Here is a 14,973-nt window from a genome sequence, read left to right on the forward strand (position 1 = left end):
CCAAGTGTAAGCGGCTCTATATTCATACCGAAATCCGTATCTTTTAAAATATTTTATAGCCTGATCATCAAAAGCTATGGGAATGAATATGATGTGTCCTCCGCTCACGGATTTGCAAATTTCGAACCCTTCTATGTTTTCCTCAAGCCATTTTCTGATTCTATTATTCATATGTCCTCCTAACAGGTCTAAATAATTATTGCGACCACTGCGCCGACTGATAAAAAAGGAGCTAGAGGGACACTTTGATCCTTCCTCCCCCTAACTCTCTCATAAATCGTATACACAAGGGCACCTGCAGACATTACAAAGATAACTAAAACAATCTTTGCACCTAAACAAAGGCCTAAAACGGCCAACATTTTTATATCTCCCGCCCCAATAAATTGGGGTTTTATCAGATACATCAAAAGAAATAAAAGGGCCGGAACTAGGGCGGCATAATAAGCCGGTTCATGGATTCTTAGGATCAACATTAGCAAAAGAAATGGGTAAGTGATACTGTTTTTAATCTCCCGGGCCTTGAGATCGGTATAGCTGCAGACCAAGCAGTAAATAATCATACAGCCCATAATAAACAGATTCATTTTTGTCTCCTTAAAAAATAGAGGAGCCATATCGGCCCCCCTTTCATTTTAATTGCTTAAGTGCTTCTATTTCATCAATCTTTATCAGTTTTAACTCCTGGACACTTCTCATTCATACAGATATAATCCGAAGCATGACCTTCTTCAGTTTCCAAGTAATCAGCCAGTTCCATTTCATGTCCACATTCTGGACATAATGGACTTCTCGACATTGCCAACAACTCCTTTACTACATATAGATTCTCTTAAAATAGCCAAAAAGGCAATCTTTCAGTTATCAGACCGTAAATTTTGCACATCATCATACATGCTGCCATATATTCTTACTTTCTTCGTTACACATGAAACAAGCCCATGCATCCCGGCCCTGCTGGTTGTAATCGTAATGGTGTAGTTCCCGTCCGGTACATTGATATCAGTGTAGAATTTCCGGTCCTTGTATACCTTTCCGGATTCAGATTTTACTTCCTGTTCCGGCAACTCCCAAGTGGCGTTATTCCGATCCCCACTCGTCTTCTCCAGTTTAACCACTTTCACCAGCCGTCCTTTTGTATCACGTATGGTTGCCGTTACTTCGTCCGGACCATAGTATTCTCCCCCGAAAGGCTTGGCTGTTTTGCGCAGCCCCTTCGGAATCTCGGTCTCCCAATCTGTCCAATACGAGGTGGTTGCCTTAATTTCAAAACCATACCCAGCACGAGTAACCTCATTAGGATCTAATCTATTTTTCTTAGCCCAGGGGATGATTTCCCAACTGCCTCGGCTTTCACGATCGCTTTCTTTCGGACGATCCGGATCCGTTTTAACACCTTGCTTTGTGTTGACCTCAGCGGCCAGGTTTAGTCTTTCATTGTAATACACAGTTTTAGTTTTCCATACCGGAGTGTTTTCCGGTATAATTCGTGTAATATATTCGTAAGTAACTTTCCAATTTTCCGTTGTTTTTGGCCCGTTATTACACGGTGGAACATCTTTCTCATTCGTAACCAGGCAGCTCGTCGAGGCGATATTATTTCCAGGATCGGTGTCCCCTTCCTTTTCATGCTCCGGATCAACATGGACGGTTAGACCGTGTATTCCTTCTTTTGGTGCTTGCCACTGGAAAGGGCCAACACTTTGTGTCTTATTTGCTGTTAGTTTTTTTCGTGCCTCATAGATCGTTTCACCATCAGTTGAGAAGCGGATCAGGACATCTTTTTGATCAAATTTTCCGATATTTTTCACTTTGGCCGTAATCGTCGTTTTTCCCCCAACTTCGATTTCGTCCGGCGAGGCTGTAATTGATTCCGCGATCAAATCGTACGGTGGCTCTTTTACCTCTACCGTCCACTCACCACGAATTGTGTTGTTTTCATACGCTGCCACCGGCGATTCTAACGCGCGATCCGGATGGTTTGGATTATTGATCGTTGTATCAACCTTTATATAGTATTTCCCCGGAGTATCCCCTAACTCAATCTTCCCAAACATACAACTTAATTCCTGACCCTTTTTGAGGGTGGCCGGTAGCGAAGTATACATGGACGACAAATTGAATTGCTTTGTTTCTACTCCTCCAATTTTTACGGCTGTGGTCATCGGCATGCCACGTTCGTTTATATAATCGCTGGTGACGATGTCTTCTCCATCATACCGGAATTTGACCCAAAGCTGGCCGCCTTCGGTCAGTGTGAGCTTGGTTGGAACGTAATCCATCGGCTGTGCATCCGGTAATTTAATATTTTCTATTGCGGTGCGGCCATACCCGTCATCAATGATGATATCCACATCCGGTCCAAGAACCTTGGAAATATCGTTCGCGTTTATTTGAACAGAACCGCTATAATTCTCCTCCGATGTATTAATCAACTTTCCATCGGTCAAACTGACGATCTTGCTGAAGTCCGGAAATGCGCCCTTCGGAATCGCAACAAGCCGAATGTTACGTTCGGAATATCCGGACGAAGTAAAACTGATATTCAGGGCATTTCCTTGTGTAACCTTTATCGTAGGCCATTTGGAGACTTGATAAATAGCTTGGTAGTCATCCTCCCCAAGCTTCTTGGTCTGGTCAAATTTGGCCCCCATCCGGGTGATAATGCCAGCGGTGCGGAGAAATTCAAAACGTTTCTGTATTAAATAATAGTAGTCATGCCCGTTCTTGAATACAGGATCGTCGGCATTCGCCGTAAAGGATTTCCTGAAATAAGCCCGCTGTTTAGCCCCCAGGGTCTGGCTAGACCATACCGCGTCGAACAAATCTCCCAGCGCTTCCGGGCTTTTATAAACTAACCCGAATCCGTTTTCTTTTTTGAAAGAAGGTTCATCTGGCGTATCCTTCACGTTAAACACATCGTAATTACGGATTGTACTGCTTCCACCATCTTTGAAATTAAAAATCCCTGTCCATCGGTATAACTCCCATGGGTTTCCTGTTACCCGCTTATCCAGGGCAGGAATATAGCCACTAAAATATTTCCATGAATCTCCATAGTTCCATTCAACGTACTTGCTTAACATTGGCGTGTTTGCTGCCGTAACAAACGAAGTTGCTAGCATGGATAGAGATACAAATAGAGTTAATACCAAAATACTTTTTTTCACTTGCACATTCTCTCCTTTCGAATTTGGAAAAACAAAAAGAGCCTGCGGCTAGCAGACTCTTCAACTTCATTGATTGAATATCTTACTTCAATTGTTGTGCAATTTTTTGTACTTCTGACAATGGGGCCCCGGAGCTATTCCCTCCGACAATAACAATGGCATCATTATATTGTCCGAAAACTTCTTCCGAGTCCTTATTAATCTTGCTGTCCAGAAATACACTATACGCTTCTTGTTTATCCCTTCCAGGGTAAACCAGTGTAAATTCAATTGATCCTTGACCCTGACCAATCGAATAAGTATACGTCTTACCAGGAGTCAATTGAGTAAATGCTCCTCTAGCCGACATATAAGCGGCTTCTGCTCCCTTTGGCAGTGTAAATGTCAGTTTGTCGTTGGACACCTTCATGTTATTGACAAACAGCTCTTTTGCAAGTTTATTATACACGTAACCATCCGCATCTTTATCCCATTCAAAATTCGTGTTGTACAAATTGTCATCACTTGGAACCGGCTCTGGATCCGTCACTTTAGCACCGGTACTAATGCTCACCAATTTCTTGCTTTGATTCCAGTTAACATCCGACCCAAGTGCTTCGCTCACAAACCGAAGTGGCACATAAGTGCGCTCTTGCTGCAAGCGGGCCGGAACGTCCAAAGTTACAACAGTTTCTCCGACTATTACCTTCTTGCTATTAATGTTCATGCTAATTTTTTTATCCCCTAAAGAAATGGTTACTGTCCGATTCACGATAGAGCCGGATGCGGTTTTCTTATAGCCTACTTTCGCACCAAGCGCCTCACTAACAAATCGGATAGGAATCATCACCCGGTTGTCTTCATAATACGGTTTTGCATCTGGAAAAGAGACCGTCTTTCCATTGACCTGAACGGTTACGTTTACTTTAGCTGCCAAGACTGAGGTAGTTGTGATACTGAAAAGCATCAGCACGCAGAGCAAACACATTATAGACTTTTTACTCATAATATTCATTTTATCACTCCTAAGAATTTATACAGGTACCCAGTGAACGTTGTGAAAAATCACTCATATAATAATTATATTATATAATGACAAAATAAGCTTGACAATATTTATTTTATAAATATATTATTTAGCCAAGGAGGTGATTAGTTATTTGACTCGAAAAACTTTTACTACAAGCATCGAGGAACAGATTCAAAAAGCCTTCAAACAAGCATGTAAAGACAATGAAGAAAAAATGAACGATGTCCTTGAAGCATTCATGCAAGGATACGTTAATGGAGATTTTATACTTGAAAAACAAGTGAAAATATCCATTACAAAAAAAGAAAAGTAAAAGGGAAGTCGTTTACCCCGCAAGAGTGTCGACTTCCCTTAATCAATGCAACCCTCCTAAGAGGATCCTTTACATTGTATCAAGGACTCCTTCTCTCGGCAAGGGTTGGCAGCAAGGAGGAAAATAAATGTCAGAGCGTTCCGATCTGATTGAGTTTCATGATGCCATACTTGAATTATGTGATATCGTAGGAACAAAATTTGATCCTTCCAGAACCTATTCGGACATGTTCACTGAAATCTTTAAACTATTATCTGATGATACACTTAACAATACGATTCGATTTGCCGAACACAATTTTCCTTCCCTTCAGGAAGAGCTCAGACTTCTACATTCAGCATTCGAAAAAAGATATCATCAACACAGCCTTTCCCTCGCTAAGTCAGCATCCTTTGGTAATGTTCAATGCGACTTTTATTCCGATGGAAGTGACATTTGGATAACTCGCGAACAGATTGGTTCAGCACTAGACTATTCTGAGCCAAGAAAAGCAATTGAGAAAATCCATCGCCGATATAGAGAACGTCTCGACAAGTTTTCAGTTGTCACCAAACTGACGACAACTGATGGAAAAGCCTATAACACCTATCTATACTCTGCCAAAGGTGTATACGAGATATGCCGGTGGAGCCGACAACCCAAAGCAGATGCCTTCTATGACTGGGTATATGATGTTCTTGAAGGATTACGGAAAGGCCAACTCCAACATATGCTAGCTGAAACCCCAAAGTCATCGACAATACAGCCTCTTTTTAATTTAAAGGACTTAGAATTAGAGAATCGCCTCCGTAATACCAGATTAAGTCAAGTAAAGCTCATCATGAAATTAACTGAGAAATATGCTGACTACATACCTAAATCATCAATACAATTGTTGGTGAATCATGTGGTTGAATTGTTAAAATCATAACCACACCTCCCTCCCAAAGTTCAGAATACCAATCAGGGACGCTCATTTATTTGAGCGCCCCTGATTCTATCATTACACTAGCGACCTTCTGTACATTAATAGATTATCACCTTATAACAAGCTGAAAGTATCCAAAAAGTACGATAAAAGTATGACGATCCCCGTTTGAATATTAATCCTATGGTACTTCCACCATCTTTTCATCACAATCGTCACAACGAATATTAACCACTTTGGATGCTCTCACAGAGTTTCCGCAGCCTGGGCAAACATACTTTCGGATATGGGATTTTTTTCTCTGAGTTTCCCCCTTGCCTGCTACCTCTCCCGATTCCGAAGGTCCGCCTTCCGCTGCAGGGACACTCACTACGGTTCCAAAGGTGTTACGGGCGATCACAAAAACGTCACGGTTTATCTTGAACTGATCAATTTTAGCCTTGGTTTCATCGGTTATTTTTGCGAATGACCACCCTAATTTTTTATCCGGTTCGTTGGATGGATAGTAAAACCCTCTTCGTAAACATTCATCACGAAAACGTTTATTGTGGTATTGCCCTCCTCTGGAAACATCTTGAACACCGCGAATCTTATTGTATAAATGAACCATTTCGTGCAGCATGGTATCCATGGTCTCATAAAAATCATTATTCAAATATTCTGCAGCGATGTTGATCTCATAAAGCTGAATTTTTCCCTCACTGTCCAGCCAGATCGGTGAACGAGAGCACCACCCCATTGTACTTCGCTTACCACCCGTTTGAATGGTTATGGCCGGTTCAGACAACTCACCATCAAAAAACGCTTCGTTTAAGCAACGGAAAGCCCTATGCAGTTCCTCTGTCGCTGCTTCGATGTTAACCATCATCGATCACCCATTTTTTTGAATGTACACATTCAAAAATCTAACTTTGAGCTTTGTTTCCTTTGAATGTTTACATTCAATGATGCAACCTCGATAAGCTGACCTATTGGTAGATCTCATTGAGGTATATTTACGCTTGTGCTATGATAAAAATAGAAAAGGAGCCGTGCTGTAACACGACTCCTCATGTACACTTACCGCTTTAAAGAGCGGTCGGCTGTGCAAAGGTGGATCAAAATAGACCGCATCCTTCGCTGGGGGGCGGTCTATTTCTTTGTGTTTTGATTAATCGCTACGACGATGGCCACAACCAGCGTCAGCAGCGCAATAATAAGCGCACCAAAACTGATCATGATCGTCAAAGCTTCATTAATCGCCACGGGCATCACCTCCCTTCCGGGAGATTAGCCGACCGCCCTTATAAGCCAGTTTCATGTACAAGCATTATTATAGCAGAACTTGGAAGTCCAGGATCAGGGTTTTTAGCAAAATTAAAAAGCACCTTTGGACGCCCTCACTAAATTACCAATAAATTCGCTCCAGAACATTAACAAGATCCTCATCATGGAGTTTACCAATATACTCACGAATTTTGCTATGATCCAGTGGTGCGAACTGTGAACACCTTGCTACTGATGGTTCTTTCAGCCCGGCTTCACGCCAATATCGGAGTTCCAAATCTCCCGGATCATTTGTTCGCTCAGCATGGCTGGTTACCTTGATCACAATTGATCGATTGTTTTCCGTATGCAAAATGATCCCGGGCCTAAGTTTTTCTCGTTCTTGATCGTCAAAGGGATAAAGAACAAGGTATACGTCTCCACGATTATGCAGCATAAAAACGAGCTCATGATCAACTCATGAGCTCTTCTCCCCTTGCTTATTATTTTTTGTAGTACTCTTTTTCCATTTCCTTTAAATTATGCTCAGCTCGTTTCCACAAATCCGGCAAGTGTTTATCAATCTCTTGGTTAGCTTTTTTGAGTCGTTCCTGCAGAGAGTTGTCAGGCTCCATTAGATCTTCTGTTTCTTTCCGGGCCTGTTCCCAAATATTCGGAAGAGCCCGTTCAAAATTTTGCAGAATCTCCGTTCGTTTTTCATCAGATGGGTTCATGTGGTATACCCTCCCCAGATGGTTTCTTACTTGATCATACCACAAATCGCTTCAAGCAGCGAACGGCCACTTAACGCAATTTTGCGCTAAATAAAATTCAGTTCTTGGTTTTCAATTCACCCTTAAGAACCCTATATAAGATAATGTTTAGCACAGTAGATACTAGAAGAATCATATATAGGAATTCATTAATAATAGTGATCATTGAAAAATTGATTATGACTAATATAGGAAGTAATGCAGACGAGATTGTTCCAAAAATTATAGACCTTGTAACCAATTTGACTAACAATGATAACATGGGTTCTGTTCTATTAACTGAGTTAGTAAAAAGACCTAAAGTTAAAATATAATAAACAAAATAACAGCTGCCGTAATCATCATTTTCGCTAAAGCCGGAAAAGAATTTATTATTTCTTGATTCGTTAGATTCGATTCGGATATCGTTATCACAACATTCTTATACCCAGAGATAGCCGCAATCAGAAAAAGAATTGATAAACTGCTAACATTTATATACATCCAATATCTTGCGATTTGGAACATCTTTTGATAATCCCAATTCGAGATCCGTTCATGCAATTCATTTCCCCTCCTCATTATGAGAGTAATTCATGAACAACATAATAAGGCCATCCTTTCATCTGGATGGCCTTATTATTGCCGAGTTATTCCATCAATCCAAGCGTTCGGTATATCAAGGCTGCACATTCCGCACGTGTTAATTTTCGTTTAGGCTTGAACGTTTCGTCCGGATAACCATTGATTACCTGCTCTGATGTCAGGGCGGCCACTTCCGGCTTTGCCCAGAAAGCAATCATGTCGGCATCCTTAAATCTGATCCCAGCAGCAGGGAGCATCCCTTTATACGCTGCATTAGCGATCATTTTTGCGGCCTGTTCACGGTTGATCGGATCGTACGGGCGGAACTCTTTATCGCTGAAGCCACGAGCTACTCCATTCAGAACCGCAGCTCCCAGTTCCGGGGCATACCAAGCCGTCCGCTGAATATCCTCGAAAGTAAGGGGCACGTCCGAAGCGGCTTGCAATTCTAACGCACGCACCATCATAGATGCAAATTCAACACGAGTCACTTCCCGATCCGGCTCAAATTTCGTATCAGCCACTCCCTTGACGATTCCCTGATCGTACAATGCAAGGATTTCATTTTTAGCGAAAGATCTATCAATATCACTAAATCCGAGCTTATTATCAACGCTTTTAGGTTCTTCATTCTCTGGCAATGACGGTTCATGAACTGGGGGTTGGTCTGGCGTCACTAGATCGCTGCCTCCATGATTCGTTCCGCCCGATCCTCCAGATCCGCTTGGTAACGACGAAGACAGAGTGCGCCCGGAAGCAGTTTTGGGCTCCGTTTTTTCACCTATACTGTTTTCTGTCCAAACATCGAAAGTGTAAGGGTGATTCGCCACTAAATTGCTTACTGTAATCACTTTATCCTTACCTCGATACAGTACTTTACCGCCACTTGCGTAGACGAAAACTTCATTACTAAGCGAGCTGTCGATCTTGACCGTTAACGTTTTCTGCGTAGGATCAATAACCGATACCTCAAAATTGGAAGATGGTAGCGTTACAAACAGAGGAACTGGCGCAGCTTTACCTTCACCAGCGTCATTGACCGGGATAATCTTCCAATCATCATACTCCTTAGCGCTTTCCAAACCTTCTATCTCTTTCGCCGTTTCCGGAGTGGTGATGATTCCGACTACATTTCCATCTCCATCGATCACTTTGTACCAGCCCGCTCCATCCACCGGTTCAATGATGATCACTACCGAGTGCTCACCACGATCTCCGATAGTAATCGGCGGGCCGTTCGGATCGTTCGGGTCAACGTCAAAGTCTGCTGGAAGGGTGCGCTGTGAGAAACTTGATTTTGGGCCCTCTCCAGTATCGTTTACGGCGGAAACATTAACTGTTATGGTTTCCCCAGGTTTTAATCCCCCAACCGAATAACTCGTATTTGCCGTATCGCCAATCTGCTCACCGTTATTGTTGTAAATCACATATTTATTAGCACTGGTCACTTCATCCCAGGCAAAGGTCATTTGATTTGACTTCACCTCTTTGAGATGCACGTTACCCGGCATGGCCGGAAGCGTTAAAAAGGTTCCTGTAGTTGCCTCACCATATCCGGATGCATTGCCGGCAACGACTTTCGGCTGATAGAGAGTACCGGCAGACAAGTCAGCAAGGACCATTTCGGTGCCGGATATCTCGTAATACACTGTATCAGTAACGGACACTTTGTATTTGTCCGCTCCGGTTACAGGATCCCAACTAAGCTTTGCTTGTGTTTCTCCAACTTCGCTAACGTTTATACCTTGTGGCATGTCCGGTAGCGTAGAGACACTGACTCTCCCGGCCGCACCAGTCCCGCTCCGATTTTTAGCGTAGACTTCAAAGGTGTATCGGCTTCCCGGTTCCAATGAAGTTACCGTGAACTGCTTCGTCTCAGCAGATAATTCTCTCTCCTCCACACCGTTAACCAGCAGCATGTAGTTTTCCGCCCCGCGTACAGCATTTTTTATAGATAAGGTAACTTCGTTCTTACCGACTTCTTCAATGGCAATTTCCGTCTTCCCCGGCAGTGTTAGGACTCCATTCAAGTACGCAATGTCGCCGAATCCAGACTCATTTTTGGCGGCCAGTTGGTAATCATACTCCGTACCGCTGTCCAAACCTGTGTCGGTATATGATGATAAATAAGGCCCACTATAGCGGTTTATTGCATCACGAAGCAGTTCGTAGAGAGAAGCCGTTTCAGAAGCACTCCATGTCAATTCAACCTCTGTCTCCCGAATTTGAGCCGACTGGAATTCCCCCGGCGCAGCAGGAAGCGATAAAAAACCAAGTATGCTACTCTCACCAGATCCGCTTGCATTTTTAGCTGTGACCGAAACCGTATACTGCTTCCCAGGCTCAAGACCAGTCACCTGGTACGTTCCGGCTGCGCTTAATTCCTCTTCGTAGACGTTCCTGTCGGCATCTTTTACAAGCAAAATATAGCTGTCCGCCGACGAGACTTCGTCAAATGAAACATTGACGGTTTTACTATTATTGGTCACAAACGACACTCTAAGATTATCGACGGCTGCAGGAAGCGTGAGTACTTCAAACTGTTCGCTCCAGTCCGTTTCCCCGACGTGGTTGAGCACCTTAATCCGATATTTATATGTTGATCCGGCAGTTAGTCCTTCCTCCTTGATTTTATTCTCCGGATAATCCAGTAACCAGGTCTTGCCTGTTATTGTATTTTCTATCACGTACTTGTAACCGTCCGTATAAGGAGTATTCGGGAGTAGCCATCTGATTTCGGCCCAATCTGGACCTACCGAACGGGATTGAAATTCAGCCACTTCCGGTTGGAATTGGATTTGATACGGAGAGCTGGTTACCGTTACCTTATTACCCGCCTGATCAACAGCTTGAGCATGCACATACCACTTCCCTTCTTCAGCCAGAGTTAATCGTAATTCATCGCTATCGGCAGTATTCCAACTGGCCGGATCCTCTGGGGAAGTAGTAACTTTGTATTTTCTACCGTTTGATGAAAGGCCAGATAAATTATCCCCATACTTGACCACGATACCCACCGGCTTGTCCGTCCATCCCATTACATCTTTCGGCGAAATCGTAATGGTAGGGGCAGTCAGATCAACCTTTGCCATCACTGATGCTTCTTCGCTCACATTTCCTGCTTTATCAACAGTACGTGCGTAGAGTTCCGTTTGGCCCTCTGTGCTTATCTCCACAACGCCATTGTAAGTTGTCCAATCCCCTTCTCCAACTCTAAACTCAGTTTTTGATACGCCAGAGCCAGTGTCCGTACCAGCCGTGATTGTGGCGGTTATTTTTCCACCAGACCAATCTGATGTGCTTAAGATAATTGTCGGCTTTGTCGGCGGCGTCTTATCTACAAAGATAGTGCCCGAATAACTGGCCGAGTTTGAACCGCCAAATCCATCGGCTACCGATACAGTCAATGGATAATTCCCCTGTGGAATCGCGTCAGCCGTCCAACTCAGACTCCATGACCCCTCTGGTGTAACAGTCGTTGATTTGGATACTCCCCCTAGGCTACCCGATATAGTCAACGTATCTCCATCGGGATCATTAGCCGTACCAGATATAGTTAAACTGTTGTAACCGGATACTTCAGAAATGTATTTATCCCCGGTTGTTGTCACTGTTAGGGTTGGGGACGTGTTGATAACCTCTCCCTTAACATACCAATATCCATCACTGTGTCTCCCATTGTTTGGGTAGGTCCCGTCTGGGGCTTGTACATCACCTATAAACGCCCCCCTGCTATAAGTGTATCCCGATGGCTGAGCGGAAAAAGAATTATATATGATCCCAGTAGAAAGCCGAGTGCCCTCGCGATCCCATTTATAGTCTCGATACACCCAAAGAGTGTTTTCAGGAGGAGAGAATGTAATCTCCCGACCCACATAGATTTTATATTCTGAAATATATGCAAAACTTTCTGAAATTGGAGATGGACCATGGTCACCTACGGTAAATGTTTTGCTACTGCCATTTAGTGAATACCTACCAGTGCTTGCGTCAAAGGTGAAATTTGACCATCCTGTGTAAGTTATTAGCCCATTGCTCATAGCATCTTCAATATCGCCATTAATGCCAGAGGAATCAATCCATGGACCATAAGGTTCTGCCAATGTCTCATATTTTTTGTAAATGAAGGCATGCGCTGCAGCTTCACTTGTTCCAACCCCAAAATTAAATGCGCTTAACACCAAAGCGACTGACAATACTAAACTCGTGACCTTATTTTTGAACCCGGACACTTAGAATCCCTCCTGTCTTTAACCAAATTAAAAAACCTCCCTATCATTTGATAGGAGGCTCCGTGCCCGACGGCAATAAATAGACCTTACCTTTTTCCTGATATTCCGTCAGCTTTTTCCCTTGCTCTTCCGTTACCTCTAGTACGACAACAGCCGGAATTAAGCTATTCCCGGCGCTAGGATCCGGAATCGTCCCTTCCGAATTCAAGCAACCAACAACACGCAGTCCCTTCAATTCATTATCAATGATGGTCTTGGTTTGGCCGGTTGCTTCATCCCGAATAAAAGCGTTCACGTTAACCAGGACGCCCGGCTTCACTTCCCCACCCGCAGACATGGCTAAATCCGTTTTTATTCCGATATGAAGCTTACCCTCTTTTAATCCAACCGCTGTACCTAAGACGGAATTTGCAGCGGTTGTAATGTATTCCTTTCGGATAGCCATCCCTTGCAAAAATCCATATTGAGAAGCAAAAGCATCTCCAAAATTGATTTCCCCCGGGTCCAGAACCGCGTCAGCCGGCACCGCACTTATGACCACATCTCTATAGTCCAGCTTGTCCTTTGTAATCTCTTCGTACGGCGCAATGTCACCCTTGGCAACAATAATCTTCTTGGTGTGAACCTGCTCAGAAATCATATTGTTATTGATACTGAATGCAGCCAAGGCAAGAAGCACGCCTACCAGGATGATCAACCCGCTGCGCGTGTACTTATTCCAATACTTCTTCATCAAGAAGCCTCCTATTTATAAATACTCTCGTATGCAACCTTTCGGTTTACCGTAACCGGATATTCAATATCCGGAAATGAAAACGAAACTTTTGTATGGAACTCCACCTGAACCCACGGAACCCCGTTATCGTCATAGTCCAGTTTTAGGTCGAAGCTGCTGTCTTTCATGATGGCATTCTCCAGATTAGTACTCAGTCCCAGGTACCGAATAAATTCCGATTTTGTAGCTGCCTTAAGTGCCTCCGGCTCCAATTGCACAACCCCTTGCTGAGCATCCGTAACTATGCCGGAACGCACAATACCAGCATCTATGGAATGCTCAATTCCCCGACCCACAGCGTCGTAAACCCCGTCGATCACGTACCAGTCAGTTAATAATGCAATCCCTAAAACACCGAAGAGAATGACGCCCATTACCTTTACCCACATGACATCACCCTCCCTCTCGAATGTATTTGTGAGCCAGCCCAGACACATGAACGCGAATGGTTGTCGTATAATGAACACCTAACGCTTTTAAGGCAAATACATCGTATTCCCGGGTAGCCGTCACCTCAACCAAGTCTCCGCGTTGAACTAATTTAGGAGTGGCCTGAAAAGTAACCTTGGCTGGGTCAAGTCCCATATTCGTTAACAATTCGTTAAACCGTTGTCTTGTTTTGGAATCTGCTCCATTTTCGACTTTCATGACCTGCAGCATTTCATTAGCTGCTGTCCGGATATTGGCACGCAGAATAGAATACTCTATTACCGTAACCGCAATCAGGGCCAGAATCATGAAGATAAGAACAGCAAAGGGGATGCCAAAAAGAGCATCCCCTCGTTCACTGTGGTTAAACTTGCGAAGGTTATGGATCATGTCATCACCGCTTAATTAAGACCATTCATCTTTCCAAAGATTTTTTCGGTTATGAATGTAGGAAGTTGATCTTTAAACAAATTAAAGACGATAATCAGCAACAGTAACGCGAAAAAGATTCCCATCGCCCAGCCCATCGCATCGCCAGCACCTCGTTGATCCCGGTTAAACTTTTGCAGTTTCGTATAGACCTTTGTACACCCTTTGGAAAAAGATTGTTTCAACATTTTTTTTATAGCTTTCATTTGGCAGCTTCCTTTCGTTTTAAATTAAAGTGAATTCAGACCACTAAACATTTTGATCATGGTCAAAAAGAAAAAGATCAGCACATGGCCGATCATGATAAAATAAAACCAATTCATTTTCGTCGGTGAACCTTTGGTAAGTTCGTCTAAGGACAGCTTTCGAAGCTCACGAAGATCATTCTTGATGCCGTTCAGATCCGCCTCCGCTTCGCGGAACCCTTTTTCCATGATAATGTTGACCACCGAGACAAAGTCGTACATCACGGGAAGGTCAACCTGCTTCGCAAAATTTTGCAACGCATCACGCATGGACATGATATTTGTATCTGCTACCAGCTTCCGTAGCATTCCGGCTAAGAGTGGCCCGCAGCGTTCACTCACTTCTGTGAATATTAATGTCAGCGGTTTTCCGACCTCCAAAGCCGTTATCATTTTGTTAATTAAGTTTGGCAAGTCCCGGATCAACAGACTTTTACGCTGCTTGAAGTCACGGGTAATCCCGTTTAATGCTGTTGAAAAAAACAATACGACAGAGACAGGGGCCATGACATAAAGTATCGGTTGCTTCAGCACATTTGCCAGTGCAAGAATCCCCAAACACGGAAGTATTGATTGTACCAACGTTTTTGCCATAAAGAGCTCGTAGCTTTCTTTCCGCTCTAATTTGTGGTACATGATTCGTAGCTTTTTGCCAAACACAACATCCAGCCACGGACGTTTGGACAAGCTGACGGCAAAAGAACGAATCAACGGGTTCTGTCCCATCAACATAAGCTCTGACTCCGACTTTTGCAATAAAGAAGCGACGTTGGCGAGCTTCTTTTGTCGCCTAAATCCAGGCAAGGTGAGAGCAAGCAAAGGAATAACAATGAGCATTACGGCAATCCCAAAAGCAACGGATGATAACATTACACACCTCCT

Annotated in this window: 15 protein-coding genes; 2 read left to right on the plus strand and 13 right to left on the minus strand. The window is 43.5% G+C overall.

The features are described 5' to 3' along the window. Positions 1–188: 188 nt before the first annotated feature. The 3 genes from DYE26_RS13530 to DYE26_RS13540 all read right to left on the minus strand — a co-directional run bounded on the left by DYE26_RS13530 (position 189) and on the right by DYE26_RS13540 (position 4,164). Positions 189–587 carry an A24 family peptidase gene (locus DYE26_RS13530; RefSeq protein ID WP_164815255.1) on the minus strand — a complete coding sequence of 133 codons (399 nt, stop codon included), beginning with the start codon at positions 585–587 and terminating at the stop codon, positions 189–191. 270 nt (positions 588–857) lie between these two features. Further along, on the minus strand, positions 858–3,170 hold the full coding sequence (locus DYE26_RS13535; RefSeq protein WP_036624621.1) for a CARDB domain-containing protein: 2,313 nt from the start codon (positions 3,168–3,170) through the stop codon (positions 858–860). 82 nt (positions 3,171–3,252) lie between these two features. Continuing rightward, a complete protein-coding gene (locus DYE26_RS13540; protein ID WP_036624623.1) occupies positions 3,253–4,164 on the minus strand; it encodes a copper amine oxidase N-terminal domain-containing protein in 912 nt (303 codons plus the stop codon). A gap of 145 nt (positions 4,165–4,309) precedes the next feature. Between DYE26_RS13540 and DYE26_RS13545 the strand changes: the two genes are divergently transcribed. Then, entirely contained in the window at positions 4,310–4,492 is a 183-nt protein-coding gene (locus DYE26_RS13545; protein ID WP_036624625.1) for a hypothetical protein, read from the plus strand. Positions 4,493–4,619: 127 nt separating this feature from the next. Next, complete coding sequence (locus DYE26_RS13550) at positions 4,620–5,402, plus strand: BRO-N domain-containing protein (RefSeq protein WP_051985615.1); 783 nt, start codon at positions 4,620–4,622, stop codon at positions 5,400–5,402. A gap of 178 nt (positions 5,403–5,580) precedes the next feature. Here the strand turns inward: DYE26_RS13550 and DYE26_RS13555 are convergent, their stop codons facing one another. The 10 genes from DYE26_RS13555 to DYE26_RS13605 all read right to left on the minus strand — a co-directional run bounded on the left by DYE26_RS13555 (position 5,581) and on the right by DYE26_RS13605 (position 14,961). Beyond that, positions 5,581–6,264: a SprT-like domain-containing protein gene (locus DYE26_RS13555; RefSeq protein WP_036624627.1), complete on the minus strand. Its 684-nt coding sequence runs from the start codon at positions 6,262–6,264 to the stop codon at positions 5,581–5,583. 266 nt (positions 6,265–6,530) lie between these two features. Beyond that, complete coding sequence (locus DYE26_RS13560; RefSeq protein ID WP_115311221.1) at positions 6,531–6,644, minus strand: putative holin-like toxin; 114 nt, start codon at positions 6,642–6,644, stop codon at positions 6,531–6,533. A 142-nt stretch (positions 6,645–6,786) separates the two neighbouring features. Next, a complete protein-coding gene (locus DYE26_RS13565; RefSeq protein WP_051985616.1) occupies positions 6,787–7,101 on the minus strand; it encodes a type II toxin-antitoxin system PemK/MazF family toxin in 315 nt (104 codons plus the stop codon). Between the two features lie 46 nt (positions 7,102–7,147). Further along, the gene (locus DYE26_RS13570; protein WP_036624629.1) at positions 7,148–7,378 is read right to left on the minus strand and encodes a hypothetical protein; all 231 of its coding nucleotides are present in this window, start codon (positions 7,376–7,378) and stop codon (positions 7,148–7,150) included. 668 nt (positions 7,379–8,046) lie between these two features. Beyond that, positions 8,047–12,213 carry a fibronectin type III domain-containing protein gene (locus DYE26_RS13580; protein ID WP_036624635.1) on the minus strand — a complete coding sequence of 1,389 codons (4,167 nt, stop codon included), beginning with the start codon at positions 12,211–12,213 and terminating at the stop codon, positions 8,047–8,049. Between the two features lie 43 nt (positions 12,214–12,256). Further along, entirely contained in the window at positions 12,257–12,946 is a 690-nt protein-coding gene (gene cpaB / locus DYE26_RS13585; RefSeq protein WP_036624638.1) for a Flp pilus assembly protein CpaB, read from the minus strand. Positions 12,947–12,957: 11 nt separating this feature from the next. After that, on the minus strand, positions 12,958–13,377 hold the full coding sequence (locus DYE26_RS13590) for a hypothetical protein (protein ID WP_036624641.1): 420 nt from the start codon (positions 13,375–13,377) through the stop codon (positions 12,958–12,960). A 4-nt stretch (positions 13,378–13,381) separates the two neighbouring features. Next, positions 13,382–13,807 (minus strand): DUF4320 family protein, encoded by a 426-nt coding sequence (locus DYE26_RS13595; protein WP_036624644.1) that lies wholly within the window; start codon positions 13,805–13,807, stop codon positions 13,382–13,384. Positions 13,808–13,818: 11 nt separating this feature from the next. Beyond that, positions 13,819–14,052, minus strand: coding sequence for a hypothetical protein (locus DYE26_RS13600; RefSeq protein ID WP_036624647.1), 234 nt, complete (start codon positions 14,050–14,052; stop codon positions 13,819–13,821). A gap of 24 nt (positions 14,053–14,076) precedes the next feature. Next, positions 14,077–14,961, minus strand: a complete 885-nt coding sequence (locus DYE26_RS13605) for a type II secretion system F family protein (RefSeq protein WP_036624650.1) — start codon at positions 14,959–14,961, stop codon at positions 14,077–14,079. Positions 14,962–14,973: the final 12 nt, after the last annotated feature.

The sequence above is a fragment of the Paenibacillus macerans genome, assembly GCF_900454495.1.
In the GTDB taxonomy this organism is placed as follows: domain Bacteria; phylum Bacillota; class Bacilli; order Paenibacillales; family Paenibacillaceae; genus Fontibacillus; species Fontibacillus macerans.

What these genes read in the sequence shown, in the direction of transcription:
- DYE26_RS13590 (WP_036624641.1), bottom strand. Translation starts at nt 13,377, where the DNA reads ATGTGGGTAAAGGTAATGGGCGTCATTCTCTTCGGTGTTTTAGGGATT.
- DYE26_RS13605 (WP_036624650.1), bottom strand. Translation starts at nt 14,961, where the DNA reads ATGTTATCATCCGTTGCTTTTGGGATTGCCGTAATGCTCATTGTTATT.
- DYE26_RS13595 (WP_036624644.1), bottom strand. Translation starts at nt 13,807, where the DNA reads ATGATCCATAACCTTCGCAAGTTTAACCACAGTGAACGAGGGGATGCT.
- DYE26_RS13570 (WP_036624629.1), bottom strand. Translation starts at nt 7,378, where the DNA reads ATGAACCCATCTGATGAAAAACGAACGGAGATTCTGCAAAATTTTGAA.
- DYE26_RS13555 (WP_036624627.1), bottom strand. Translation starts at nt 6,264, where the DNA reads ATGGTTAACATCGAAGCAGCGACAGAGGAACTGCATAGGGCTTTCCGT.
- DYE26_RS13565 (WP_051985616.1), bottom strand. Translation starts at nt 7,101, where the DNA reads ATGCTGCATAATCGTGGAGACGTATACCTTGTTCTTTATCCCTTTGAC.
- DYE26_RS13600 (WP_036624647.1), bottom strand. Translation starts at nt 14,052, where the DNA reads ATGAAAGCTATAAAAAAAATGTTGAAACAATCTTTTTCCAAAGGGTGT.
- DYE26_RS13530 (WP_164815255.1), bottom strand. Translation starts at nt 587, where the DNA reads ATGAATCTGTTTATTATGGGCTGTATGATTATTTACTGCTTGGTCTGC.
- DYE26_RS13550 (WP_051985615.1), top strand. Translation starts at nt 4,620, where the DNA reads ATGTCAGAGCGTTCCGATCTGATTGAGTTTCATGATGCCATACTTGAA.
- DYE26_RS13540 (WP_036624623.1), bottom strand. Translation starts at nt 4,164, where the DNA reads ATGAATATTATGAGTAAAAAGTCTATAATGTGTTTGCTCTGCGTGCTG.
- cpaB (WP_036624638.1), bottom strand. Translation starts at nt 12,946, where the DNA reads ATGAAGAAGTATTGGAATAAGTACACGCGCAGCGGGTTGATCATCCTG.